The sequence below is a fragment of the Marinobacter gelidimuriae genome (genome assembly GCF_000372805.1).
In the GTDB taxonomy this organism is placed as follows: domain Bacteria; phylum Pseudomonadota; class Gammaproteobacteria; order Pseudomonadales; family Oleiphilaceae; genus Marinobacter; species Marinobacter gelidimuriae.
In genome coordinates, this window is the sequence record NZ_KB889895.1 from 1 (window position 1) to 25835 (window position 25835).

Genomic DNA, 25835 nt, shown 5'->3' on the forward strand with positions numbered 1-25835 from the left:
CAGCTAACTTAGACATAGCCTTGAATAAAGTAGGCAAACTCGTAATATTAAGGTCCCTAAACCACCCATAAAACGAGTTTGCCATGCCCCGATTCATGCTCAGTGATGAGCACTGGTCGAAGCTAAAAGGAATGATGCTTCAAGAAAATATTTATAACAAGCGCGACCTGCGAATGATGGTCGCTGTTCAAAATCTGGTCAGTGAACCGGATACTGAGTGGGAATTTATTGATGACAGCACGGCGTCGCCATGGCTTGTGGGTTTTTATGGTTGCCGATGTAATGAAACGTCAACAGCCCCTAGCCCAATTATGACTCTATATGGGCCTGCGTTGTTGCCGAATCAACCCCCGCCAGAGCAACCACACCGCTCTGGATAACTTCTCCCTTGCGCCACAAACGCCAATCTCCGGGCTGATACACATCCCACTGTTCATCAGAGGTCAGAGGTTCGGTGACCACCACGCTAACGATGTCATTGGGGGTGGTCTCTGCTTCAAAGTCGATGGTCACGTCGGTGTCTTTCAGGCGCGCCGGCCCAAAAGGTGCGCGACGGGTAATGCTGGCCATTTTGGTGGAGCAAAAGGTGAACAGCCAATCGCCGTTGCTGAGCAAAAGATTGAATACGCCTTGGCGGGCGTAGGCCGCTGACAGCTGAACCAACTGGTCCACCGTATCCTGCTCGGTGCTGTGGCGGTCGCTGTTATCGCGCAAATGATTTAGTAAATCACAGAACAGGGCTTCACTGTCGGTACTGCCAACGGCCTCATAAAACCCCGGCTTCGCGCTAAAATCCGACAGCTGGCCATTGTGAGCGAACACCCAGTAACGGCCCCAGAGTTCCCGCATGAACGGGTGGGTGTTGGCCAGGCAAATCTCACCCACATTCGCTTGGCGAATATGGCACAGTGCCACTTCGCTTTTAATGGGATGGGTTTGTACCACCTCGGCAATGCGGGAATTGGCACTGGCGTCTACATCGTGAAATGCCCGTACGCCCTTGCCTTCATAAAAAGCCACGCCCCAGCCATCTTTGTGGGGCCCGGTGTCGCCGCCACGGCGGGTCAGGCCGGTGAAGCTGAAACACAGATCAGTCGGGGTGTTGGCACTCATCGCCAGCAGTTCACACATAACGCAGTTTTACCCTCGGCAAATCAGACATAATTCAAATATACAGGGTTTGGGCGGCACGCGTCCCGCGAACCCCAATTCATTCCATGGCAGCCGCACCCAATTTGGGTACAATTAAGACTAATTTTTCATACTTACGTTTATAACGCGCACTCTACGGAACTCACTATGGAATGGAGCATTACCCACCTCTGGCTGATTCTGGCGCTCTTGCTGGGCCTGGCCGAGCTGACATCCGGCGTTATGGTGCTGTTGGCCCTGGCGATTGCCGCCGCATTAACGGCGGTACTGGCGTTTCTCGGCTTTTCTCTGGAATGGCAATTGGCGGGAATGGGCTTATTTTCTGGCATTTTGGTGCCCGTTGCCATTCGCTGGCTGAAGCCGCGTTTTTCACCAAAGGGCGTAGCCTACGGCACAACCGGCACCGGCGTAGATCAGGGAAAGAAATTCAGCAGTTTACGCCGTGATTTTGACGACGCCACCGGCATCAACGTAAACGGTGACTTCTATCGCCTGCGGGTACAATCGGGCGGACAAACCGAACTGCCAGAAGGCACAGCGCTTATTTTTGACCACTTCGATGGCACTACCGCCATTGTTGAACTTGCAACCCCCAAGGACCTGTAACCATGGAAGAGTTTCTATCCCCCGGGCTGGTTATCAGCCTGATTGTTGTCGCCATTGGCATTTTTATCATCGCCAAAGGCCTGGTGATTGTGCGCCAGTCTGAAGTGATGGTTATCGAGCGTTTGGGCTCTTTTAACCGGGTTTTGGAAAGCGGCGTGAACATTATTATTCCGTTCATCGAACGGCCGCGCGCCATCACCATGATCCGCTATTTGCGCACCGGCCAGGATTACCAGGCCGTGATGAGTGATGAAGCACGCATCGACCGACGCGAGACCGTGATGGATTTTCCCGGCCAGCCGGTGGTCACCACTGACAACGTAACCGTGTCGATCAACGGTGCTCTGTATTACCAAATTATTGACCCGCGCCGCGCGGTGTATGAAGTCGCCAATATGAGCCAGGCGGTGGAAGTGTTGGCCAAAACCACCCTGCGTTCTGTGGTGGGCAAAATGGAGCTGGATAAGCTGTTTGAGTCCCGCGCCGAAGTCAACAACGCCATTCAGGCCGAAATGGAAGAGCCTGCGTCCAAATGGGGGGTAAAACTGACTCGGGTAGAAGTGCAGGACATCAGCATGCCCGAAGAAGTAGAAGAGGCCATGCGCCTGCAGATGGCCGCCGAGCGTAAACGTCGTGCCACGGTGACCGAAGCCGAGGGTGAAAAAACCGCCGCCATCGCCAAGGCCCAAGGCCAGCGCGAAGCGGCCATCCTGAACGCCCAGGGCGACAAAGAATCCGCCATTTTGCGGGCCCAGGGCGAGCAGGAGTCCATTCGCCTGGTGTTGAGCGCCATCGGCGACAGCGAAGACAACAAGCAAACCGTTATCGGCTATTTGCTGGGGCAAAGCTACATCAAGGTGTTGCCCAATATGGCCAAAGACGGCGAGCGGGTGTTCGTGCCTTACGAGTCATCTGCGCTGCTGGGCTCTATGGGGATGTTCCGCGACCTGGCGGGCAGCCCGGAAGATGCGGTGCGTAGCTCCCTGAAAAAGGATGGCCTGCGCGCCGGTATGCTGGGATCTTCCGGCCAGTCTTGAGGTGGAAGCCGTTTGGCTAATGAATACACTGAGCTTCTGAGAATTCGAAGAGCTAGGCGTGGTGGTGAAGATTTGGTGGTTCCAAATCGAGACATCGCAACGACGCTATTCGGATTCTCAGAGGCTCAGCAGGTTGTCTAGGGGCTGATCGTAGCTGGGGGCAAATACCTCTAAAAAGTACGTCACTTCCGGCAAGGTTTCTTTCGTCAGCCGCCGGTGTATCTGCGCCGCGGCTGGCTCAAATTCGCGATTTCCTGCCGCCACTTCCGCGCGGCATTTTAGCCACGCCGATAACCGGTCTGCGGCTTTGATCAGCTTTTTCTCTTCCTCACCCAAAGCAGATTCCTGCACATAGGGCGCAAACACCTTTTGTAAATGTGGCGGCAATAACGCCAGCAGTTCGGCCTCGGCTTTGTGCTCAATGTCTCCAAACGCCTGGCGCATCACCTTCGAGTGGTATTTTACCGGTGTCGGCAAATCACCGGTAATCACCTCGGTGGCATCGTGGTAAAGCGCCGCCGCCGCAATACGGTCGGCGTTCACCGAACCGCCAAACTGTTCATTACGGATCAACGCCAGGGCGTGGGCCAGAGTCGCGACTTCCCAGGAATGGGTGGCGACGTTTTCATCAATAGCGTTACGCATCAGGCCCCAGCGCTTTATCCAGCGCAGGCGGGAAATATAGGCAAAAAAGTGGCTCACAGGGCGGCTCATAGTGGTTAGCGGGCGTCCAGAGTGAAATTTACGGCAACATTGCCATTCGCATCCACGCTGGCGTCGGTTTCTGGTGCGCGCACGAAGATCTGTTTCGGGTTTACACCGTGAGTATTCACCAGCAACTGGCGCAAGGCCATGGCGCGACTGTCAGCAAGGGCGCCAGGTGACTGTGCACCGGCGCCGGTGTCGGCCTCGGGCGCTGCTGCGCCGCGAATACTCAGAATAAGCTCTGGTTTCTGGTTCAAAACCTGAGCCAATGCCGCCAGTTTTCTGGTGCTGGCCTCGGTCAGCTCGATACCACCCGGCGCAAAGCTGACCTGTTGCATCTGTTCACCACCCAGGCCGGCGATGTCTGTCAGTGTGCCCATCAGTGCAAACGGCGAGGTGGCCGCTTTTGTCAGCACGTTCACAAAGGCACGCATCATTACCTTGCCCATCTGAAATTCGGGGTCTGCCAAATCGCCGTTTACCGGCACGTTTAATTCAATCACATTATTGCCGTCGCGCAGCAACGCCAGCCCCAGCTTGATTGATACGCCAATCGTCTGCTCGCTGGGCATGGGTTGGCCCAATTCCAAACGGTTCAAAATAATCTGATTTGAGGCGTTAATACGGGTGCCCTGTAGCTGATAGTCCAGCTTAAGATCCAGTTTACCGCCGGCTATGCCGTACCCCAGATAACGGCCGGAATAGGGTGACAGGCGCGGCAACTCCAGGTTTTCCAGATTTAACACCAATTCACTTTGCTGGTCGGTACCCAATGTGGCGATAGAGCCGCTCATATCTAGATTACCCACCTGATTGACCTTTCCTTTCAAACTCACTCTACCCTGCTGTGGCGGAATATTGCTCAAGCCGCTAAGGTTGCCCTGAAGCTGCCCGAAGCGTGTAGTGAGTTCGGGTTTCAGAGTGCGATCGGTGTAGTCCACATCGGCGTTGTCTAACTGCAACTCGCCAATTCGGAATATAAAACCCTGGTTTTCGTTAGCATCCGCAGCAGTCGGCTTGCCTGCCGGAGCCAGCGTTAACAGATTGGTGATGTCGTGACTGCCATCGTCGTTGCGAGTGATGTTCGCGACAAGGTCGATCAGCGTTACGCGGCCGATTTCCAGGCGGGCCGGGTTCACGTTGTACTCAATGGGCGCTAGCTGCAGCGTCTGCCAAGCCAGCAGTGGTTGGCCATTGTCGGGCAACCGGGTTTCCAGACCGGTCACCGAAGCACTGCCGCTAAAAGTGCCGGTCAGAGGTAAACGTTGCTGGTCCAGATTCAGGCTGCCATCGACTGACAGCAGCCCCGCCGGTAACTCTAATGCCATGCGCTGTTGCACATAAGGCGCGAACGCAGGCAGTGCCAACTCGTTGCCCACAATGGCCATTTCCAGATTAAATGGCTGCGTGGTGAACTGGCCATTCACGTCCAGACTACCGCCACTGACCAGAACGGCTTCTGCACGGTAATTTACCGGCTCGTCAAAGTGATTGGTAAATGGCCCCAGGCTCAGGTTCAGGCCATTCAGTTGCAACTCTGCAGCATTAGCAGGCACTTGGTCGCGCCAGCTTAACTGACCATCGCGAATGTCCACTCCGGCCACCGACCAGCCAAACCCCGGGCCGCTGTCGTACTGCCCAGAACGGCTGGCCAAGCCGTCGCCCGCGGGCCGGACGCCAGCAACCAGCCAGTCGATGTCGCCGTTGGCGCTGCGGTTCAGGCTCAGTTCCGGCCCGTCGAACTCGATCTTGCCTGCCTCTATTCGCCTGGCGGCAAGGTCAAAACGAATCTGGTCGACAGTAAGGGCACCGCTGCGGAAGGCTACCTCACTAGGCTCGGCCGCCAAAGCCAGGGTTGCATCATCAAACGTCAGCTTGCCGTGCTGGGTCAACAACTCCATGGGTTGCGCTGCCTGCCATTGGTAATCGGTACTAAAGCTGACCCGGCCGGAACGCAATTGGTAGGGCATATAGGGCGCTAGCAGGTAAGACAGCACGCCCGGCCCCAGGTTATCAATACTCAGGCTGCCGCGGGAATACATCGGGTCTACCTCAAAACTGCCCTGCCAGCTCAACGCTTGTTGGTCCAGCACGGCCTCCAGCTGATATTGGCCAATATCGCCGGGCCGTGCCCAGGTCGCCAAATTCTGCAAACTGAAGGTAAGCGGTGTTATGCGGAACTCAACGCTGTCGTTCTGCCTGCTGTTTTGACTGTTTTTCTGGCTGCTTTTCTGGCTAAAGTCACGCAGCACCAGCGTGCCCGCACTCAGATCACCCTGCTGCAAATAGATGCGAAGACTGCTCGGCCCGGTATCGCTCTGAATATCAGGAGTGTCTGCCGGCTGCCCGGCACGGGCCGGGGCTTGTTGCCAGTCGCGCAGCAGGTTCAACTGCCCGCTTGCCAACACATCCAGCCGCAACATGGGTTGCTCCAGCTCGACAACCTGAAAACCGGCGGTACCGTTAAGCAGGTCAAACGCGTTCAGATTCACATAAAGCCGCTGAAAGGCCAGCACTGGCTCGCCGCTTGCGTCCTTGGCCTGAAGATTCTGCAGCTCTGCGCTGAACGTAAAGGGATTGGCATGGACCTCGCCTACCGTTGCCTGCCAGCCCAGCTGTTGCTGGGCGTAGTGCGGCAAATTTTTCTGCACCCACCAGGGCAACAGCAGAAACCCGCCCAGCGCGTAACACAGCAACAGAACGATCAACACAACCACAGCTAACCTTGGCCATAAGCTGCGTTGACGAACCTGGCGAATAGAGCGTTCGGCCACAGGGGTCTCCTTGAAAGATATTCGATGTATTGGAAGGATAGACGCCAAACAGGTCCTTTGTCAGCTCTCGTGAACCCGATAAGGGTCTCGTTTCGTATATGTCCTGCGATATAATGCCGGCAAGGCACACGCACACACGCCAAATGAGGAAGGTTGATGGACATCGGAGATATGCGCCGGGATTTCGAGAGCGACGGTCTGGATCGGGACCAGCTTGATGACAACCCTGTCCAGCAGTTTCAAGTCTGGTTTGAAGATGCTCGGAAAGCTGACATTCTGGAACCCAATGCCATGTCGCTGGCCACCGCCGGCAACGATGGCCTGCCCGATTTGCGTACCGTGTTGCTGAAATACTTCGACGACAACGGCTTTGTATTCTATACCAATTATGGCAGCCGTAAGGCGCGTGAAATGGAGCAGAATCCACAAGCTGCCCTGCTGTTTCCTTGGTTGGGCCTGAATCGCCAAGTGCGGATTCAGGGCAAAGTCGAAAAAGTCAGCAAAACCGAATCCTTGCGTTATTTCGCCTCGCGCCCCCGCGGCAGCCAGATTGGCGCTTGGGTGTCAGAGCAAAGCAAGGCCATTACCTCCCGCGGGCTGCTGGAACAGAAAGTCGCGGAAATAAAACGCAAGTTTAGTGACGGTGAAGTGCCTCTGCCTAATTTTTGGGGTGGTTTTCGGGTGGTGCCCCACAGCATCGAGTTCTGGCAGGGTCGCCCTAGCCGCCTTCACGATCGGTTCGAATATAACCGAACTGAACAAGGCGGTGATAAACCTTGGACCATCGAAAGGTTGCAACCCTGAGTGACACCGACTGTATGGCTGTGCCATCAAACCACCAGCACTCACTTTGAACTGCCATCCTGGTTAAATGCCAGTGAATATAACAGGGCTGTGCATTGTAGCGACGCTCGGCGTGCCGAGTTTCTCAGTAGCCGTTGGTTGATTCGTCAGGCACTGGCGGGTGCCAGCGGCGAGACGCCTAGTGCGTGCTCCCCATGTATGGGGCGACCTACAGAGTCGCAGTACCCTCCTGAATGGCGGCTGTCGCTCAGCCACAGCAGCGGAATAGCGGCCTGCGCGACCAACCTGCAAGGAGAGGTAGGCCTGGACATTGAGCCCTGTCAGCGCCGCCCAAACTGGCAGAAAGTCGTGCAGCGCTGGTTTTCACCGGTTGAACAGGAATGGCTGCTGGCCCAAGACGACGCCTTGGAATTTCTGAAAGTATGGACGCTGAAAGAAGCCTGGCTAAAAGCCACCGGCCGCGGCATTGCCGGCAATCTGCAAACCCTGGAGGTGCGCCGCCGGTTCGAACTTTACGGTGACCAGTGCGACAACACTCGGCCATGGCAGGCCTGCTGCATTTATGTAGACGGCTTTTTGGTCACTCTGGTGTATCGCCGGTTGGCGGCAGAGGCGCCTGAAACGCCTCTTAACTGGCCTCCTGTCCTTTTGCTGGAACCACCCCTGGACGACTACAGGCTCACTCCGGCAGATACGCTGGATTCCATCTGGGAACCCCTACTCCAGCGCCCAATACGTTCTATGGCGTCCCGCGACAGATGATCTTAAACAACTGATCCTGCGTATGTAATCCGGTGAGAAGTAAACCGGAGAGTTATTGTGCGTATTACCTTGGAACAACTGAAAAGTCGCAAAAATGCGAGCATCGAACTGATGGAAATACTGTCTCTGGAAGGCCAGAGCTACATGGCACGTCTTACAGTCGATGGCCAACCGAAGACTCTGTCTGATGAGCACGGCACCACCGCGCAATTTCGCAGCACCTGGCACGCCCAGGACATGCTGAGCGGTTTCCACATACTTGAAACTCAAGTGGTTCATGTATCGGCATACAATGAAATGGTGGGCATGGCACCTAGCAGCGTTGAACCGCTGAGAGTTCGGGTACAGAGGCAAAAGCTGTGATTGCGGTGGCCCGACTGGCCATTTTTGTTGGCTTGGCCGGCCTGGTTCCCTTTATCAGCGCGGTTTTGGCGCTGTTTTTTATGCCCCATCACAGCCTGATGGTCAGCAGCTGGTTTTACATGTACAGCGCCGGAATATTGGCCTTTATGGCGGGCGTTTACTGGACAATCGCGCTGCAGCGTGAAGACCGCTGTTACCCAATGTCGCCACTGGTATCGATGTTGTTCAGTCAGATATTTTTTGTTGCCGCAGGCGTGGGTTTATTAGTGTCTTCGCCGTGGAAAGCGGTACTGTTCACACTGGCCTTTCTGGGGTTGTATCTAGTGGACGCACGCTGGATGAAGATTTACTGGCCAGCGTGGTATCTACGCCTGCGCTTGGGGCTAACGCTGACAGTGGTGGTGTGTCAGGTAATTGTAGCCACCTGGTTCTTTGCCGTGCATTACGGCTGATTTCCCAAAACCAGGTGGTTCACTTCGCAGAAAAAGGTCTGCGCTAGCGCTCTAATTAACCGAGAGCGCACTGCTCAGCCGAGGCAATCGCGTATTCGTGATTGTGAGGCTCTATCAACGCGGCGTGCAGCGCCACAATCGTAGCCTTATAGCTGTCTTCATCAATGACAAACTGAATATCCACCTGGCGCATGCACTGGTGCAACGCCAGCACACTGATGTCTGCATCGGCCAGCGCTTTTACCGATCTTGCCAGAATGCCCGGCACTTTTATGTCACTGCCAATGGCCGATACCAGCGCCACTTTGCGAGTATTCACATCAGCATTGGGAAAGGTCTCTTTCAGCGCGTTCACCACCCGCTTTACGTGTTTCAGCGTAGTACTCACGTAATGGGTAATGGTGTTAGCGTTGGTGTCTTTTGACACAAAGCGCACCTTAAAGCGGGTCAGCACGTCCAAAATCTTGCGGTCTGAACCTGGCTCGCCCTGCATGTCTTGATCAAACACTTCAATGGCGAAGATGCCCTTGGCACCGGCAATAATTTCTACCTGGGATTTTTCGCTAACATAGTCTTTAGTGATCAGAGTACCGGTATGTTCCGGCTCAAAGGCGTTCATCACCCGCAGTGGAATATCATTCTGGCGCAGGCCTTTACCGGCACGTGGGTGAATGGCTTCCATACCCAGGTTGGCCAGTTGGTCGGCCACGTCGTAGTTGGTGCGGCCCAAAGGTACTACCTTATCGGCACCCACAATGTTGGGGTCGGCCGAGCTCAAGTGGTATTCCTTGTGAATAACGGCTTCACGGGCTTCGGTGATCACCGCCACCCGGCTGAAGGTCATTTCACTGTAGCCGCGATCAAAGGTACGCATCAGGCCTTCCTTGCACTGCGCATAACCGGTAGCAATGGGCAGTTCACGGCTGAGGTCTACCGCATCGAACGCCTGTTTAAGCTTTTCATCCAGCGGCAACAGTTCTGCATCGCGCCAGCCGGTCAAGTCTACAAAGCGGGCGCTGATACCTTCCTGCTGTAGTTTCAACGTGGTGTTGAAGGCACTGTGGGCTTCGCCGATACCGGCCAGCATTTCACGCACCGTCAGCAAGTGTTCTTCAAGCTGAAACTGACCATAGGAACACAAGCGCTGCAGGTCGATCAGGCAGCCTCGCACGCCTTCAACCCGATCAGTAATGAACTGGTCGGCTTGCTGCTTTAACATCGAGTCTTCAAACATCTCGCCGTTGATGTCGGTAAGAAAGCGCACCAGCTTGGTGAGATCGTCGCCCCAGGCCCAGTCCGATTCCGCATCGGCGAACAAGGCGTAAACGCCGGGCTCACCGGTTTTCTTGTGCTCCAGTAACTCGTTGGTGACACCTGCGTAGGCCGATACCACAAAGATGCGCTGATACAGCTCGTCTTTGCTGCGATTACCAATAATGATGTTGTCGCGTACGGCCTCGTAGTTGGTCATGGAGGTGCCGCCGATTTTTTCAACGGTATGTAATTGCGCAGTCATAATTTCGCCTTTGCTATCGGTTCTTTGGTGCGATTACAAACCCGTGAAAGCACGGCTATAGACACGCGCTTCAGATTCGACGGTTTTGAATAATCCCATGATTTTACCTCTTTGCACGTCAGATTTCAGACGGCACGCTGTGGCAAGCTCATCCATTGGCTTGTCGGCTAGCGCATTTACTCGGGCCTTCGGGCTCAGCCAGGCTTGGTAAAGGGCCCAATGCGCAGCAAAATTTCGGAGTCGTGCTGACCGCCAAAGTGCACGTCTTTTGTGAAGTGCTCCTCAAAGGTCAATTCGGCGCCCATGTCGCGGGCAAACGAGCGGAACAGCGCCCAGGAAGCGTCGTTATCAGCGGTAATGGTGGTTTCCATATGGCTAATGTGGCTAAGTTCTTGCCGTGCAACAATCGCCTTCAGCATACGCTTGGCAAGCCCTTGACCCCGGCCTTTCTCGTGGACCGCAACCTGCCATACAAATACTGTTTCCAGCTTCTGGGGGGGGATATAACCGGAAATAAAGCCGACCAGGTCGCCGTCTTTCTCTGCAGCCACTGCCGTGTCGGCAAAATCGCTGCACTGCAACAGATTGCAGTAAATTGAGTTCGGATCCAGCGGTGGGCATTCCGTTACCAGCTGGTTCAGCCTGAAGCCATCATCCTTCACAGGTTTGCGCAGGTTAATGGCGGTGGTATTCGATCCTTCTGATGTCATAACGAATCTGTTTACCTTGAAAATTTAGGGTTAAATTATATAGACCACAAATTAAATTTCAAGTTTACTCAAAAGATGACAGGGGAATTGGCGACTTAAAACAGCATAATCCATCAGAATAATAGCCGTCAATACCGAGATTCAACAACAAGTTTTGATTACTTTTTGTACGGAATTGACGAACTCGGGAGCTTGACGGTGCGCCAAGGCAAAAAGCTCCAGAAAAAATCGCGGATGGGTTTTGAAAACACATTCTTAGGCCTCGAAAGACCCATTACTAACGGACTTAGCCAGGGGCCTGAAACAGTGTGGAACGGATCAATCAGAAAGACGACACCGCTAAGGGCTGGCGACGCCATCGAGCCACCAATAAGGGCGCAAAGAAGCCCGACGTACAAAGTACAAAGCCCCAGGCATTAACGCCCAACAACAGCCCGTACTTACCGTCGCCAATGCCCCAACTTGCGGGAATAGCACCTACGGCCAAGGCCAAACCTAGCGCAAGGCCGGTCCAGAAACTCAGGTGAAAACTCCACGGCGACCAACGGGTAAAGCCGTAAAACAGGAACACCGGCGCCAGCCCCATCACCATGGTGCCGGAAATGGTGGTTGCCGCCAGAATATCCGTGCCAGCGAGCATGGGCAGATTCCCCAAGAGCGCAAACACCACCATCACCACCGCTCCCAACCGCATACTGGGCAGTCGATTTGCTGCACGGCGCGCCAACCGCGGCAAGTCTACCGCCAGCGACTTGGCCAGGGAGGTAAAGGTGGAGTCCAGGGTTGAGCCGGCTGAAGTCATCATTACCACGCTCATAAAGAACAGCGCTGCCAAACCCAGCGAACGGCCGACTGCAGCCGGTGCGTTACCCATGGCGTCGATACCGTTCAGACGCGCATGAACCCCCACCAAGCTAAAGATAAACACCGCCACAAAGCCCAACAAACCAGCCACCACAAAGCTTTTGAGCATCGTTTTTTCACGATTTACAAAGGCTCGGTCTGTCAGCACCGGATCGTGGAACGGGTAGCTAAACAGCTGAAGTAGCGCCACTAGCAGCAAATCCAACCCCGCGTCCAAACGGAAATCACCTTCACGCAGCATCACTCCCGCATCGTTTGCGGGCAAGATCATAAACAGCACCGCGCCAAGAAAAAACACAAACACAAAGGTCTGAATAACGTCGGTAAAAATCGACGAACGCAGCCCGCCTTTCAGGCTGTAAGCCAAGGTAAACGCGGTAAACACCATGGCAGCGGTGTAATACTGCCACTGTCCGGGTGAACCAAAATAACCGCCCACCACGGCCGTATTGCTCCAGATCTCGTTGTACAACCGAATCAGAATCGCCGCCGCAAACGCCAGCGATGCCAGCCGGCCGAAGCGAGAGGTCAAAAACTCCTGCAAGCTACGGGCACCGGTCTGGCAGCGAATACGATAAATCACATAACCCGCCACCGGAATCGACAGCCAATAACTGGCGTAAGCCAGGCCACCCACAACACCGTATGCCGCCCCCAGATTGGCCGCGTTGGTCACCGACTTGGCGAAAATCCAGCTGATAAAAATACTCGCCGTCAGCGACCACTGCCCTACCGGATTCCCGTGGTCGTCCGTGCCCTTATAAAACGATTCCGGATTCCGGCTTTTCGGCGACAAAACGTACATAATCACGCCGTAAGCCAGAAGAAAGCCCCAAAATAGCGTGGCTTCGGTGATGTTCATTGTTTGTTTATTCCTTGCAGTTCTGATTTTTAGGTGGGGTTGATACCATACAGTCCAGCGGGTTCAGCCTCATAAGGAAAACAAGTCATGCCAGACAAGCCCCAGATACTCATCACAAACATCCGCCAGCACGCTGCCGAAGGGCTAAGTGTCGGCGATCGCTTTACCATAACCCGCTGTTTTAGCTCCGAAGACATCGCATCCTTCGCGACTCTTTCGAGAGACTACAATCCGGTCCATTGCGACAGCCATTTTGCCAAGCTAAAAGGCCTGCGCAAACCTATTGCTCACGGCCTCCTGACAGCAAGCCTGATCACCGAAATCGGCGGTCAGATTGGCTGGTTTGCATCAAGCATGTCATTCAAGTTCAAGCGACCGGTCTATGCCGGTGAAACATTGACCTGTAGCTGGGTCATCCACGAAATCGACGAGCGGAAACGCGCAAAGGCAGAAATCAACGTCATCAATGGTGACGGAGTCACCGTTCTGGAAGCAGAAATAACCGGTGTCCTACCCAATAAAAATGAGCGACAACGCTTGGCCGAATTACTCAACGAAGGGCACTGATGGCGAACTTCAAGCTTTCCAAAATACCGAAATCAGGTCCGTCAGGCCTGGGTAGCGGGGCTAAAGCATCAAAAGCTAAGCAGGCGCCGAACAACTGGCCCCATAGCGATAACAAGAAAAGCACCGGTGATGGCGCAACATAACGCGCTCCTCCATACTCTGGGCCAGCGACCCACCCAAATCGTACTGCGGATCATCATCCACCAACGTACAGGCATACACCCGCACATCGTCACCCTTCTTCACCAACATCCGCGTGTACGTGCACATAAAGTGCGCGCGGCTATCAACGGTGGGGTATTTCTCCATGCAGTTTTCAGTAATCTCCGGACTACCGTCTTCCGAACCCGGCGTACCCAGGTCTGGAAACGCGGTAAACGCCAGGGTTTCGGGAATGCCCCATTCGCGGAAAATCTCGCGGAACGCAGCCTCTACCTTGGCCGGCACTTCGTTGACATCGGTCTGGCGCGCAATAGACACCCTAAAACCCTGTTCAACCAGCCAGTGCACGCCCTCTAATGCCTGATCAAAACTGCCTTCACCGCGGTCTTTGTCATGGCGGGCGCGGTCGGGGAAATCCAGGCTAACGCGGAAGTGAATGGGATAGGGATTGTTCAGCAGCGGCAGCACCTGATGCCTGCGTTTCAACAGCGGCTCGGTGGCGTTGGTCAACACAAAACATTGCCGGTGCTGGCTGGCGTAATTCAGGATATTCACAAAATCCCGAATCACAAACGGCTCGCCACCGGTGAAGGAAAACTGCTCCACGCCCATATCCATAGCTTCGTGGATAAACGGCTTCACATCGCTCAGCTTCATACCGGGAATGCGGCCATCACCAGGATGGCTGCCTTCCAGACAGAACGGGCACGCCAGGTTGCAGGCGGTGCCGGTGTGAATCCACAGCTCTTTTAAAGTATCCGCATCAATATAACCACGGGGGTCGCCGCTGCGGGTATGCGTCCAGCTGTCAGCCGCACGGGGCTCTAAAACTTCCACCAACGGGATGCGCGTGCGGGTCGCCTTAACCGGCGTGCTGGCTAGGGTGGGGGGCATAAAGGCTCCATAATTAAAAAATTCGACACTCGTTATACTTAGTATTCAGACGGCATTGAGATAGCCGTCAAACAGCAGCAATCAGACCGGCGCTGACGCCGAACGTGTCTTAACCGCGACGCCAGCTGTGAATCTTTTCCACTATGGCCAGTAAACGCTGGGGCGCATTGGCCTGTTTCCACTGGCCCGCAGCGGCTTTGGCCGCTTCATTCCAGGTTGGGTAAGGGTGAATCGTGCCAAGAATTTTATTCAACCCCAGGCCGTGCTTCATCGCCAGAGTGAACTCCGCCAGAATTTCGCCGGCGTGGGAACCCACCACCACCACGCCAAGGATTTTGTCTTTGCCCGGCGGCGTCAACACCTTGATAAAACCAGAGTCTTCGCTTTCAGTAATGGCCCGATCCAGGTCGTCCAGACCGTATTTGGTGACTTCAAAGGCAATCCCTTTCTCCCTGGCTTCGGCTTCACTCAGCCCGACGCGGGCCACTTCCGGCGAGGTGAAAGTGACCCACGGCATAACCCGGTAATCTACCTTGAAGCGCTTAAACTGACCAAACAGGGCATTCACCGCGGCATACCATGCCTGGTGCGCCGCGGCATGGGTAAACTGATAGGGCCCGGCAACATCGCCACAGGCGAACACATTCGGATAGCGCAGGCTCATGTCTTCTTCCACCGGCACGGTGCCATTGGGCAGGGTTTCGACGCCGATTTTGTCAAGCCCCAGGCCTTTGGTGTTTGCGGCACGACCCACCGCGACCAGCACCTGATCAAAGGCAATACGAACCCGCTCCCCTTTGTGCTCGCAGTAAACCACTTTCTCGCCTTCTTCGATGGCGAACTCTTTGGCCGCATGTTCCAGACGAAGGTCAACACCATCGTTTTCGAATTGGACTCTCACCAGTTCAGATACATCGCTGTCTTCTTTTGCCAACAGCCGGTCTCCCATTTCCACCTGAATCACCTGGCTGCCCAAGCGGGCAAAGGCATGGGCCAGCTCGGAACCAATGGGGCCGCCACCTAACACCAGCAAACGCTCCGGCTGTTCCTGCAACTCCCAAAGGTTGTCAGAGCTCAAAGGCTCCATATCTTTAAGCCCTGGAATCGGCGGCATGGCCGGCTTGCCGCCGGTGGCGACAATAATACTTCGCGCCGTCAGCCGCTCGGTGTGACCATCGTTGTGCCTGACCTCCAGTTCCCAAGGAGAGACAAAACTTGCCTCGCCAGCGATGCAGTCCACGCCCAGCTGCCGGTAGCGCTCAGGGGAGTCATGGGGCTCTACTTTGGCAATCACGTCTTTGACACGGTTCATGATATTCATGAATGAGCTTTTCACCGGCACCGATTCGAGGCCGTAACGATTGGCATGGCGCAATGTATCCGCCGCCTTCGCGCTTCGAATGAGTGCCTTCGAAGGAATACATCCGGTATTCAGGCAATCGCCGCCCAGTTTGTGTTTTTCGATCAGCGCCACTTTCGCCTTGACGGCGGCCGCAATGTAGGCGGATACAAGACCCGCAGAGCCACCACCAATCACCAGCAGGTTGTAATCAAAGCGCTCCGGCTTCTTCCAGCTAGCATAGGACCTTGCGACGACGGAGCAAGCCCACCACAAATTTCGCAATCAGCGGGAAAAGCCCAAGCAAGGCAAACGACAGCAGCAAATCCGCAGAAACAATATCGCCAGTGGACTGAATCTGACCCAACTGTGTGCCGGCATTCACAAAAACAAACGTGCCCGGCAACATGGCAACCCAGCTAACCAGTGCGTAGGTCCGCAGCTTCATCCCGGTGAGGCCCATCGCCAAGTTGATCAGAAAGAACGGGAACACCGGCACAAGACGCAGGGTTGCCAGATAAAACGCACCGTCCTTTTTAATGCCATGGTCCATTTTAGCGATGGTTTCCCGATAGCGCTCCCGCAGGGTGTCACGCATGAGGAATCTCGCCACCAGAAACGCCAGGGAAGCCCCCAGCGTTGAGGCAATGGAAACCGCCGCCAAGCCATACAGGTTACCGAAAAAGGCACCGCCGGCCAGTGTCATGATGGTCGCCCCCGGCAGGGACAGAGCTGTGACCACCACATAAATTGCGGCATAACCGACAACGGCTATCAGAAGGTTCTGGTCAATCCATTGCGCCAGGGCACCTTGATTCGCCTGCAGGTTCTCCAGAGTCAGCAGCTTGTGCCCGTCGAAGCCGAGAAAAAAACCAACAATCGCGGCGATAACTAAAATGAGTAAAAGCTTGCTACGCGTCATATCCATGCCTTTTAAGATGTATAAACTAATACTTAAGATGTATAAACCAATACGCTGTTCACGCTAAGACACGATCACCGACTGGATGTTACGATAGCGATTGAACTAAGATTTTTGAACATTCGTTCCAGAATACTGAAATTTTCCCTTAATCCGAAACACTATACAAACATAACGGCCAAACCCAGACTGATAAGGAACGGAATCCCATGAACACCGCAGTGCATCCGGACCCCCAAGGTTCGCTGATCGAAGACCTGAAAAGAGGCAATTCATCTGCCTACAAAAAAGCCGTTCGGGAATATTCCCCAGGTATGTTGGCCGTCGCCCGGTTTTACCTGGATTATTCCAGTGCTGAAGAAATTGTTCAGGATTGCTGGGTGACGGTGATCGATGCCATTCACAAATTTGAAGGCCGCTCCAGCCTGAAAACCTGGTTGCACCGAATTGTCGCCAACCGCTGCAAGAACAAGCTCCGATCCAGCAAACGGGAAGTAGCCATTGATTTTTCCGAGAGCCTGGAACCGGAGCTTGCCAACCGCTTCAATGCAACAGGCCGCTGGGATCTGCCGCCATCACTTAAGTTCCATGAGTCCGCAGATACCTTAATGGAGAATGACGCACTCAGCGATTGCCTGGACAAACACCTGTCCGCGCTACCAGAAACCCAGCGCTCAGCCCTGATGCTGTACGAAGCCCACCAACACAAATCCGAGGACGTCTGTAACATTCTGGATGTCAGTGCCTCTAACCTTCGTGTCCTTTTACACCGTGCCAGGCAGAAGATCTTTCTCATGGTGGAAACCTTCCAGGAGACGGGCGAATGTTAATGTGCAGGGACCTGGCCGGAATCGCCAGTGATTACATCGATGGTGAGCTGACCGGCCGGCGGAATCTGTCTGTGAAAATGCATCTGATGATGTGCAAGCACTGCCGCTCGTTTATCGGTAACCTTCGTGCCAGCACCGATCTTATGAAGGCGCACTCCTCCAGCAAACCGGACGAGGAATTCATACGTCGGATTGATGAACGGGTAGCGGAAGCGCTCAAGACACGGAAACCCCGTGATGGGAATAATGAGTGATTGTTCAAAATTCGTTCTAAAGTGCCATTGGCCATGTGCTGCGGATGCGGTTCACTAAAAGCTTTATATCCTAACTTCAAAAAGCGAGACCCCAATAATGATAAAAGTCAGCGTACTCTACCCCAAGGCTGCAGATAGCACGTTCGACATTGCCTATTACCGTGACACTCATATGGCGCTGGTTCGTGAAAAACTCGGAGACGCCTGCAAGCGAACAGCTATCGAATCAGGCCTTGCAGGAGGCACGCCGGGAGAGGCGCCCACCTACATCGCCATGGGGCACCTGTATTTTGACTCCCTCAGTGACTTCGAGGCGGCGTTCGGGCCCCACGCCAAAGAGATCCTGGGGGATATCCCGAATTTCACCAACGTACAGCCGACGGTTCAGATCAGCGAAGTCATCGAGTAAGCGCATACGCTCTCTGCCCTACAATTTTCGCGCCCCGGCGTATGTATAGATCCCTGCTGATACTGTTATATGGGTCGGACCCGTAACAGTCGTTCCGGTCGCCTATCTATGTTATGACTGACAACCGAAACATCATCGGGGTACTGCATGCTACTGAACTGGCTTTCGAGGCACCTGGCCGCTTACCTTTCGAAAGAAGTCTCCCGACACTCCATCAGAACGTCCACCTGGGGCGCGATGGTGAATACTCTCCAACCCGGAGACGTTCTGCTGGTAGAGGGCAATACGCGGATCAGCGTTGCCATCAAGTACCTGACTCAGTCCACCTGGTCTCACGCTGCGCTTTACCTTGGACCGGATGCCGGACTTGGAGTATCGGACGATGGTGAAGCTCACGTGCTCATTGAGGCGGACCTTGAACACGGTATCCGTCCGCTGCCACTTTGCTATTACCGTCACGCCCACACCCGCATCTGTCGCCCGGTCGGGTTAAGCGACAAGGACCTTCGAACGCTTACTGAATACGCTTTCAGCAGACTCGGCCATCAGTACGATATGAAAAACGTGTTTGATCTGGCCCGTTACCTTTGGTCAACGCCTCTGGTGCCAACCCGCTACAGACACAAACTGCTGGCGTTCGGAAGCGGCGATCCCACCCGGGCGATCTGTTCAACGTTCATTGCCGAAGGATTCCAGCAGCTGCGCTATCCGATTCTACCGGTGGTGAAAACACTTCCCGCCAACGATCCTGACTGTGCCGATTGCGTGCATGAACGTTTCCGGGTGCGGCATCATTCCTTGTTCACCCCGAGGGACTTTGATGCCTCACCCTATTTCCGGATTATAAAACCCACCATTGAAGGCGAATTCGATTACCGGGCCATCGCCTGGGAGGACGGTTAAACCCGAGGCTGCAGGCAATCAGAACCTGCTTCTGGAATCCTTTGCCATCCAAAAAAAGGATGGAGCATGTGGCCCCACCCAAGGTCGACAGTGGAATTGTCGATGCAAAACAACGCTACGGCTTGTCAATATACTTCTGCTGCTCCTGTCGAGTGAATTCGGTCAATGCCGCCAACTCCTTGGAGCCCCATTCAAGAGGCTCGGCGGCCATCGGTGCCACCATGCATATCTGGACCATTTCATCCAGGTGCACCATGTCCATACCGAAGTCCCGCGTGCCCATGGCAACAAAATGCGGGTACTGATTCTTGAAAGTGTCCAGGTAGACCATGCCGTTCGTATGACAGGTGGCACAGGACAAACCATTGGAGGACAGGCTATTGTCGTTGAACAGCTTTTCGCCCAAGGCTCTCAGTTCCGCAACATCACCCTGGTAGGGTGTGTAACCTTCGGGGCGGCGCACGGCTTTCTTGAGGCTCGCTGATACGCCTTCTCCCTCTGCTTCGCCTTCAGCCTCTCCTTCAGCCTTGCCCTCGGCTTCTCCCTCGCCTTCGGCGTGACCTTCAGCTTCGCCCTTTGCTTCCCCTTCAGCTTCGCCCTTTGCTTCCCCTTCAGCCTCTCCCTGCGCGGCTTCCGCAGAGGGAATCAGGCCAAGATTAGAGCCTGTGTGTATGTTGAAACCTGCCACAGCCACCACGGTCATCATGGGTACGGATATCATGAGATTTCGCGACAGCTTGCTTAAAAGCGCCTTTCGTTTTTTTTCTTTGGACATGTCAGCAACCTCCGGTCGTATTTTCGTTATTCAGGGTGTAGACCCTTCATGCAGGTCTTTGAAGCACGGACACCCTTGCCGCGCGTTTGTTACAAACGGTTCTGTCCCAACCGATCGGTTCGACGGAGAACAACCCCGGGTGAGAATCGTTTCTTGCGGTTCCCGGGAGGCCGATTCCGATGGATGCCCAGGCCAGTAACGCATGGCAATGTCATCCGGTGTGACTCGGACATGAGTCAAACTGACGGTGGCGCTGCCTTTTCGCTTCATGGCGACGGTAACAGTGGCTGGCCAGGGCCGACTGGCGCGATGCAATGCCAACAAGGTTGAGGCTGTCCGATTCCGATCAGTGCGCCGGAGTGCCCGACGCATCAGATATTGCCGTAAGGCTGGCACCAGTCGGGGCATCAGAGATGATGTACTTATGGGCGACTCCACCATGTCCCAGGTTTCTTTCAGTGTTTCCCCGTCCCACTCCCACTGAACAGGCTCCCGCTGGCAATCTTCGAAGACAAGCAGAAAAAAGGGCGGGTAGAGAGCGAGAATTTCATCAGCCAGAAACTTGCGTACGCCCGCAATGCCCTCAAGGGCGCTCAGGCGTCGAACCAGAAGTCCTCTACTTAGCGCCTGATCCGAGGAAATTTTTGTCGGGTACCGGTAATTATTGAGCAATGCCAGAATCAGCCCCCGGTTGTTCGCCGCCAGCCAGGAGCCTCCTCCCACCGGGTCCCGAGGCATCAGGGTATTGACATCGCCCTGTTGCTCAACAACAGGCGGCTCTGCCTCGGACCGGGTCAGAGACTCATCCCGGTTGAAAAACAGATCCAGGCCTCGGTCCGAAAAGTGCCAGCTGACCGTGCACATGGTTCAGGCACTTCGGGCCAGGCCTGCCGCCTGCCCTTCCAGATATCGCAGCGTTGAAGGGTGAACGCCAAAATCAGAGCTGACCTTCACCCCGGCCTGTTCGGCCAGCATCCCGACGATGGCCATATGGTGGATGGTGTGGCTGGCCAGAAACACCAGCTCACGTTCCACGCTTGTCTTCACAGTCTGATGCTCACCGGCACTGTTATGACGCATGCCAAGTTCACTCTCACAGGGCCCTTCAAACCGACGACGAAGAGCCGCCATGGTCTTTTCCAGGCAATCCCGTGCCGCCCGTCTGTCTTTTTCCAGGGACAGATCCCGATTGCGGTTCTCGTAGTCAAGCAGACCGCCAACACCAGAAGTGGCTGTCAGCAGCGCGCTGTAGTGATCGATAATGTGCCGGACATGCTTGCCGATAACATGTTGATTTCTCGCACCAAAGCAGTGCCGGTACAAAGTTCCCGGCATCTGGTCAAGCAGCTGGACAAGCTGCCCGATCGCATGAACATTTTCATCAACGATCTGGCCCAAGGCCCGGTTATTGTCTGAAACTGGCTGTTTCATCGCATTTATCCGTTTTACGTTGTTCTTTACGGCGCTGTTAACGGCCGTGTGGACACAAGACGGACTCATGCCCACACGTGTTCGCTCATCAGCCCTTGGCTTTACCTTCTGCTTCGCCTTCGCCCTCGGCTTTACCTTCTCCTTCTCCTTCGCCTTCGGCCTTGCCTTCGGCCTTGCCTTCTGCTTCTCCTTCGCCCTTGGCCTTGCCTTCTGCTTCTCCTTCGCCCTTGGCCTTACCTTCTGCCTCGCCTTCGCCCTTGGCTTTACCCTCGGCCTCTGCTTCGCCCGCAGCGACCATCAGATAGTTAGCGTCAAGGTTGGTTTCGGCGGCCGATACGTTGAACGCCGAAGCGCCGACAATGATGGCAAAAACGGGTCCTGTGTACGCGATACCCCGCGCGAGCTTGCCAAGCAACCGCTGTTTCTGTGTTTCTTTGGACATGATGTATCCCCTTCCGTTGTTTCACATTACCGCCGGGCGGATTGCCCGGCCTTCTTTATACCCGGAGCCAGAGGTCCAGCGGACCTCAAAGGCTCCCGGATTTTTTGCGGCTGTGCTGTACAACACCGCTTGTTGAGTGCCGCGGCAGCGACCTCAATATTGTTCATATCAACCAGGTACCGATCGCAGGTTTCCAGCCACTCCGCGAGCCGGGTAAACCCATGGGTATCGAGCGGCTGGCCACCAGCGGAACAACACCCCGAAATAAGCTGCCTCAGCGTCTCATTGACCGGAATTGCCCGTAAGCCGTCCTCTTCCCGGAGCTGGGCCATACTGGGAATGAGCACTGCAGGTACCGTGTAGCGACTGCCGGTGACAGCCGAAGAAGCCGGCACAAGACAACCCTTGCCTGACTCCGGCGACAATCGGCCACTAATACCCTGGTCGCTAAAGAAGCTTTCGGATAAGCCCTCCGAAACCTGCAGCGGTAACCCCAGGGCCGAAATCTGGTAGTCGGTGCCCGAAGGCAGCAGCGCGCCGCGGCTATGGTCAGCCTTCAGGCAGGCCGACAACGCCAGCGTCAGGGCATCATGGACGGCGGGTTCGGAGTTGCCGACCAGAAATGCCTGCCCGGCCAGGGTCGGGCCCGCAATCAGACCGGCGTCTATGGCAATTTCCTGCGCTTCGGCGGCATGCGTCGCCAGGCAGGCCATGAGCGCTGAGGCAACGCCGGACAGGGGCAGACGGGAACGAAGCACCCTGCCCTCCAGAATCAGGGTGAAGCCCGGTGTATCGCGCACGATCTCCAGCCTGGGAAGCAACCCGGTCCCGGCGACACCGGCAACCGCCATAGGCTCAAGCAAGGCTTCGATCCGGCCAATCAGCGGCGCACTGTCCGTGAACAACCGCACCCGGAAGCGTCCGCAGTCCAGTACTCTCGAAAACGGCGTGGATTCAGGGCTCGGCGAGGTTGCCGGTGCTGCCGGCTGGCCAGCGGATGCGTCGGACTGGATCAGGAATCGGTTATTCACCCAATCGCCGAGGGTATTCCAGACATCGTTGCGGATTGCCCAAGCGTCCGGAGCGGCAGGCATACTGCGGCTGGCCGATTCGTAAAGGGCTGCTGCAATGTCGTCCGGCCCTGCACCTTCGGTGGCCATTAGCCAGATCAGGGAAGCGGTTTCGTTCAGACCGCTCAGGTGACCGAGGCGAGTGTCATATAGATACACCTGGTCTTCACTGAGGGTGTCTTCCGCCACCCAGCGTTCAAGGCGTGGTTGCTGTAAGGAACGATCAGACAATGCCTGGGCCACCACCCAGTCGGACAGCCGTGGCAGCGCCATGAAAGGCAGATACGCTGCCGGGTCTGCCCCGGGCACCAGGTTCTTGAAGCCGCCGCTGCGGGCTATTTCATCTTGGGACTCCCGCACCAGGCGCTCAACCACAGAGCCGGTTTCCAAAGCAACAGGCTTGCTATTGAGGCCCACGATTTCAACCATGTCGGCAACCAGTGAGCCCTTGATACCCTCCTCAATATCGCCGCCGCTTTCCGGCCCGGCGCACACTTCCAGAGAGGGGCTCAGGTTGCACTCCAGCACCCAGGGTTTGAGCTTTTCATCCACCAGGCAGTCAATACCCATCAACTCATAACAGCCCCGGGTGTCCGCACCCACCACCCTTGAGCGTTCACGCATGGGTTCCAGGGCTGCCAAGCAGGTCAGGGCCACCAGGTCTTCAATTTTGGCAAACAGGGCCTTGTCATCATGGCCCTGTTCCCGAAGCCACTCCCGGTAACGGTCAAAGTCCACGAACTCCACCGGCACCTCGGCATCCAGGTTCAGGGCATTAACGTCCGGGTTGGTCAGATAGCTGTAGGGATTGTTTGCGTTTTCCTCGTTATAGGGCGCGGAAGCCAGCTTGGCAAAACCCTGCCGGTAGAGATACACCCGAAAGGGCGACACCGAGGACACCAGAACATAAAGACGGAGAACATACTTCCGGCCATGCATGGTGTGGGGGTTTTCGAGGTATTCCTGAACCATCCAGGAGGATTCCAGCGGCACATCGGCCGGGTCCCCAACCAATTGGATACCTTTACCTCGCGCGGCGTTCTTCGGTTTCAGAATCCAGCGTTTACCCGGATTATCCAGCGCTGCCTGCTGGAACGCGTGGTAGTCTTCCGGCATAGAGAATACTCCTGGCACAAACCCGAGGCGTTCGGTCAGGTGTCCGCTCCCTTTGTCCTGTTGTTCAACCCGCTCGCGCAGGTCCATCAGGCTGCAGTAAAGGCGGCTCTTTACTGTGAGCGCATTGTTGCCCGGAATGTGATTGATTTTCCGTTCCGGCCCGACCTCGCTGAAGTCGTTCTGATCCGGCATGCCGGTATACCAGCAGACGTCCCACTTCTCGGCACTTTCTGCCTTTTGCCACTGAGATTTGTCCAGCGATTGCTCAAAGAACCTGTCCTGCTCGTAGGACCTGTTGCCACCCATCCAGTAGTACCGAGTCATCGTGCCGCGCTCTCCGTTCCGATTGGCCACTGCCTCGACGCTTTGCAAGACAGTGATTTATTGGCGTTTCGAGGATAGAGACACATGTGAGTTGCAACTGTTACAGCGTCAACTGAATTTTTTTAGTTACCTGTTCGAGTCTGGCAGGCTGGCTGGCTGGCTGGCCATCTTGGCCGTTATGATATGGTTGCTTTGGTCAAAAGTTCGTTAACAACAAAAAAGGGATTGCCCTATGCGTCGCCCGACAAAGGCGGATCTGATGCCATGGCTTGCCCGCGCGCTTTCCAGTACAGGGGCTCGCAACCCGCGACGGTGCATTTACAGCGCACGAGCCAGGGTAAGAGGCGAAACCGACCTTGTTCTGGCTTTCGTGAACCCCCGGGATCCGTTCGGATTACCCCTGCTGCGAGCACTTGCCCGGTTACACAAACGCTTCATAGTGCGCTTACAGCTCCGCACCGTCTGGCAACTGGAGTGTTCCCCTTCGGCTGAGGCCGGTTCTACCCATACTGATGCGCGGACAATCGGTACCTGATGCTAAAAAGTGGTACATCGCTGGCGTTCCTGGGCAGAAGACAATCGCAAGGTCATGTATGACTGCGGGCTCTGGGGTGTTCCCGGTTTTCGTTACGGGGCCGTCAGCTGCTGGGGCCAGGACCGGCTATGGTTGATAGAAGATGAGGTTAAAAAAAGCGCGGAGATCAGCCTCCTCGTTTAATAACCTACTGACTTGGCAGCCTATCTGGTCTTACCTTTGGATGAACCGTTGCGGGTTGTGACTGTCTGGCCGGTGCCCGTTAACCTGGCCCCGAGCCAGATCCCTGCCAGCATACCTATCAAGGCGGACAGGCTGGCCGGGGACAGGGCGGGCAAAGCCAGCAACAACTGGAAATCGTTACCCCCTAGCGCAAGCGCTGCCCCGACGCCCATCAACAGGCCGCTGCCCAGGTGTTTGCCAGTTTCGCCGAAGGCTGGCAGCACCCACCGGAAACGCCCGAAGCGCCAGGCGCCCGCCGCCATGCCCAGCACCATGGAGACCAGAATCAGTACCCGGGAGAGCGAAGGCGGTGGCAATGTACCCGTCATCAGGTTCAGACCGGCGTCGCGGACAAAGTCACTGGGCGACCAGGCCGGCTCATAGAGAAAGAGCGCGCCCGCAAAGATCCCCACCAGCATGATGCCGCTCCAAAGGCGCCAGCGGTTGCGAAACTTCCAGTAAACCAGTGCCGAGACCAACACCAGGCTACTCACGCTAAACCAGGGCAACAGCCCGAGCTGGTAGGGCGTACTCCGGAGGTCTGGCTTGATGTCCGCCACGATCAGCAATAGCCATCCGGCCAACCAGCCAAGCATGGTCAGCAACATGCGCAGATCTCCGCTCGATAGACGGGTTGCGGTAGAGATGGAACAGGCGCCATTGATCGCTGAACCAATGCCGAACACAAAACCACCCAGGGGAATAGACCAGTGAAACGGGTAGACGGCCAGAAAGGAACGATCACCCCAATCCCCAGATAGAAATTTCTAAAACATAGAAAGCCTTGGCTGTATAATGGTTAGCGACGAAACTCTCCATCACCCAATGGGTGCACAACTCAAGGCTTACGATGATTCTACCCTACAAACTCGATACAACGAACGATTTGCTCACCTCCCGTGCCGGTTTATTGGCCACTGGTCAATTAATGGACACATTGAGCCTCGCTGAGCGTATTGATAAGCACTTTCCCCAGCCTAAAAGTAATCGAGGATATAAGCCCTCGGAATTCATCAAGACCCTCATCTTGATG

General features: G+C 55.4%; 24 protein-coding genes and 2 pseudogenes. 12 read left to right on the forward strand and 14 right to left on the reverse strand.

Annotated features, from left to right (window positions below; genetic code table 11):
* Nucleotides 1-309: 309 nt before the first annotated feature.
* Nucleotides 310-1131: a class II glutamine amidotransferase gene (locus A3OI_RS0111465; protein ID WP_018404409.1), complete on the reverse strand. Its 822-nt coding sequence runs from the start codon at nucleotides 1129-1131 to the stop codon at nucleotides 310-312.
* Between the two features lie 168 nt (nucleotides 1132-1299).
* Here A3OI_RS0111465 and A3OI_RS0111470 point away from each other — a divergent pair, with 168 nt between their 5' ends.
* Nucleotides 1300-1758 carry a nodulation efficiency, NfeD-like protein gene (locus A3OI_RS0111470; RefSeq protein WP_018404410.1) on the forward strand — a complete coding sequence of 153 codons (459 nt, stop codon included), beginning with the start codon at nucleotides 1300-1302 and terminating at the stop codon, nucleotides 1756-1758.
* Nucleotides 1759-1760: 2 nt separating this feature from the next.
* Nucleotides 1761-2795: an SPFH domain-containing protein gene (locus A3OI_RS0111475; RefSeq protein ID WP_018404411.1), complete on the forward strand. Its 1035-nt coding sequence runs from the start codon at nucleotides 1761-1763 to the stop codon at nucleotides 2793-2795.
* A gap of 117 nt (nucleotides 2796-2912) precedes the next feature.
* Here A3OI_RS0111475 and yfbR read toward each other — a convergent pair whose 3' ends face one another.
* Nucleotides 2913-3509, reverse strand: a complete 597-nt coding sequence (gene yfbR / locus A3OI_RS0111480; RefSeq protein WP_018404412.1) for a 5'-deoxynucleotidase — start codon at nucleotides 3507-3509, stop codon at nucleotides 2913-2915.
* A gap of 5 nt (nucleotides 3510-3514) precedes the next feature.
* Complete coding sequence (locus tag A3OI_RS0111485) at nucleotides 3515-6274, reverse strand: DUF748 domain-containing protein (RefSeq protein WP_018404413.1); 2760 nt, start codon at nucleotides 6272-6274, stop codon at nucleotides 3515-3517.
* Between the two features lie 156 nt (nucleotides 6275-6430).
* Between A3OI_RS0111485 and pdxH the strand changes: the two genes are divergently transcribed.
* The 4 genes from pdxH to A3OI_RS0111505 are packed head-to-tail and all read left to right on the forward strand — an operon-like array spanning nucleotide 6431 to nucleotide 8655.
* Complete coding sequence (pdxH, locus tag A3OI_RS0111490) at nucleotides 6431-7078, forward strand: pyridoxamine 5'-phosphate oxidase (protein WP_018404414.1); 648 nt, start codon at nucleotides 6431-6433, stop codon at nucleotides 7076-7078.
* Nucleotides 7079-7840 (forward strand): 4'-phosphopantetheinyl transferase family protein, encoded by a 762-nt coding sequence (locus A3OI_RS19995; RefSeq protein WP_026224158.1) that lies wholly within the window; start codon nucleotides 7079-7081, stop codon nucleotides 7838-7840.
* Between the two features lie 57 nt (nucleotides 7841-7897).
* Nucleotides 7898-8203 carry a DUF6482 family protein gene (locus A3OI_RS0111500; protein WP_018404416.1) on the forward strand — a complete coding sequence of 102 codons (306 nt, stop codon included), beginning with the start codon at nucleotides 7898-7900 and terminating at the stop codon, nucleotides 8201-8203.
* On the forward strand, nucleotides 8200-8655 hold the full coding sequence (locus tag A3OI_RS0111505; RefSeq protein ID WP_018404417.1) for a DUF3429 domain-containing protein: 456 nt from the start codon (nucleotides 8200-8202) through the stop codon (nucleotides 8653-8655). Before A3OI_RS0111500 ends, A3OI_RS0111505 begins: the two co-directional genes overlap by 4 nt.
* A gap of 55 nt (nucleotides 8656-8710) precedes the next feature.
* Here the strand turns inward: A3OI_RS0111505 and A3OI_RS0111510 are convergent, their stop codons facing one another.
* The 3 genes from A3OI_RS0111510 to A3OI_RS0111520 all read right to left on the reverse strand — a co-directional run bounded on the left by A3OI_RS0111510 (nucleotide 8711) and on the right by A3OI_RS0111520 (nucleotide 12607).
* Complete coding sequence (locus tag A3OI_RS0111510) at nucleotides 8711-10171, reverse strand: aspartate kinase (RefSeq protein ID WP_018404418.1); 1461 nt, start codon at nucleotides 10169-10171, stop codon at nucleotides 8711-8713.
* Between the two features lie 194 nt (nucleotides 10172-10365).
* Nucleotides 10366-10881, reverse strand: a complete 516-nt coding sequence (gene ectA, locus A3OI_RS0111515; protein ID WP_018404419.1) for a diaminobutyrate acetyltransferase — start codon at nucleotides 10879-10881, stop codon at nucleotides 10366-10368.
* 322 nt (nucleotides 10882-11203) lie between these two features.
* Entirely contained in the window at nucleotides 11204-12607 is a 1404-nt protein-coding gene (locus A3OI_RS0111520) for a sodium:solute symporter family transporter (protein ID WP_007349213.1), read from the reverse strand.
* A gap of 87 nt (nucleotides 12608-12694) precedes the next feature.
* Between A3OI_RS0111520 and A3OI_RS0111525 the strand changes: the two genes are divergently transcribed.
* On the forward strand, nucleotides 12695-13174 hold the full coding sequence (locus A3OI_RS0111525; protein WP_007349214.1) for a MaoC family dehydratase: 480 nt from the start codon (nucleotides 12695-12697) through the stop codon (nucleotides 13172-13174).
* 75 nt (nucleotides 13175-13249) lie between these two features.
* Here A3OI_RS0111525 and A3OI_RS0111530 read toward each other — a convergent pair whose 3' ends face one another.
* On the reverse strand, nucleotides 13250-14230 hold the full coding sequence (locus A3OI_RS0111530; protein WP_018404420.1) for a radical SAM protein: 981 nt from the start codon (nucleotides 14228-14230) through the stop codon (nucleotides 13250-13252).
* A 109-nt stretch (nucleotides 14231-14339) separates the two neighbouring features.
* Nucleotides 14340-16491 (reverse strand): annotated as a pseudogene (locus A3OI_RS20000) (FAD-dependent oxidoreductase).
* 209 nt (nucleotides 16492-16700) lie between these two features.
* Between A3OI_RS20000 and A3OI_RS0111540 the strand changes: the two are divergent.
* The 4 genes from A3OI_RS0111540 to A3OI_RS0111555 all read left to right on the forward strand — a co-directional run bounded on the left by A3OI_RS0111540 (nucleotide 16701) and on the right by A3OI_RS0111555 (nucleotide 18887).
* Nucleotides 16701-17321 (forward strand): RNA polymerase sigma factor, encoded by a 621-nt coding sequence (locus A3OI_RS0111540; RefSeq protein WP_018404421.1) that lies wholly within the window; start codon nucleotides 16701-16703, stop codon nucleotides 17319-17321.
* Nucleotides 17315-17575 carry an anti-sigma factor family protein gene (locus A3OI_RS0111545; RefSeq protein WP_018404422.1) on the forward strand — a complete coding sequence of 87 codons (261 nt, stop codon included), beginning with the start codon at nucleotides 17315-17317 and terminating at the stop codon, nucleotides 17573-17575. Before A3OI_RS0111540 ends, A3OI_RS0111545 begins: the two co-directional genes overlap by 7 nt.
* A 97-nt stretch (nucleotides 17576-17672) precedes the next feature.
* The gene (locus A3OI_RS0111550; RefSeq protein ID WP_007349219.1) at nucleotides 17673-17984 is read left to right on the forward strand and encodes an EthD family reductase; all 312 of its coding nucleotides are present in this window, start codon (nucleotides 17673-17675) and stop codon (nucleotides 17982-17984) included.
* A 147-nt stretch (nucleotides 17985-18131) separates the two neighbouring features.
* The gene (locus A3OI_RS0111555; RefSeq protein WP_026224160.1) at nucleotides 18132-18887 is read left to right on the forward strand and encodes a YiiX/YebB-like N1pC/P60 family cysteine hydrolase; all 756 of its coding nucleotides are present in this window, start codon (nucleotides 18132-18134) and stop codon (nucleotides 18885-18887) included.
* Between the two features lie 115 nt (nucleotides 18888-19002).
* On the opposite strand, the gene A3OI_RS0111560 is transcribed toward A3OI_RS0111555, so the two are convergent.
* The 6 genes from A3OI_RS0111560 to A3OI_RS20005 all read right to left on the reverse strand — a co-directional run bounded on the left by A3OI_RS0111560 (nucleotide 19003) and on the right by A3OI_RS20005 (nucleotide 25533).
* Nucleotides 19003-19662, reverse strand: a complete 660-nt coding sequence (locus A3OI_RS0111560) for a cytochrome c peroxidase (protein WP_018404424.1) — start codon at nucleotides 19660-19662, stop codon at nucleotides 19003-19005.
* 30 nt (nucleotides 19663-19692) lie between these two features.
* A complete protein-coding gene (locus tag A3OI_RS0111565; RefSeq protein ID WP_018404425.1) occupies nucleotides 19693-20526 on the reverse strand; it encodes an NRDE family protein in 834 nt (277 codons plus the stop codon).
* A 3-nt stretch (nucleotides 20527-20529) separates the two neighbouring features.
* The gene (locus A3OI_RS0111570) at nucleotides 20530-21093 is read right to left on the reverse strand and encodes a DinB family protein (RefSeq protein ID WP_018404426.1); all 564 of its coding nucleotides are present in this window, start codon (nucleotides 21091-21093) and stop codon (nucleotides 20530-20532) included.
* Between the two features lie 88 nt (nucleotides 21094-21181).
* Nucleotides 21182-21535, reverse strand: a complete 354-nt coding sequence (locus tag A3OI_RS0111575) for a hypothetical protein (RefSeq protein WP_018404427.1) — start codon at nucleotides 21533-21535, stop codon at nucleotides 21182-21184.
* Nucleotides 21536-21561: 26 nt separating this feature from the next.
* Complete coding sequence (locus A3OI_RS0111580; protein ID WP_228702959.1) at nucleotides 21562-24045, reverse strand: amylase; 2484 nt, start codon at nucleotides 24043-24045, stop codon at nucleotides 21562-21564.
* A gap of 738 nt (nucleotides 24046-24783) precedes the next feature.
* On the reverse strand, nucleotides 24784-25533 hold the full coding sequence (locus A3OI_RS20005) for a YeeE/YedE thiosulfate transporter family protein (protein WP_228702960.1): 750 nt from the start codon (nucleotides 25531-25533) through the stop codon (nucleotides 24784-24786).
* Nucleotides 25534-25652: 119 nt separating this feature from the next.
* On the opposite strand from A3OI_RS20005, the pseudogene A3OI_RS23405 reads away from it, so the two are divergent.
* A pseudogene (locus A3OI_RS23405) lies at nucleotides 25653-25835 on the forward strand (hypothetical protein); the annotation flags it as partial.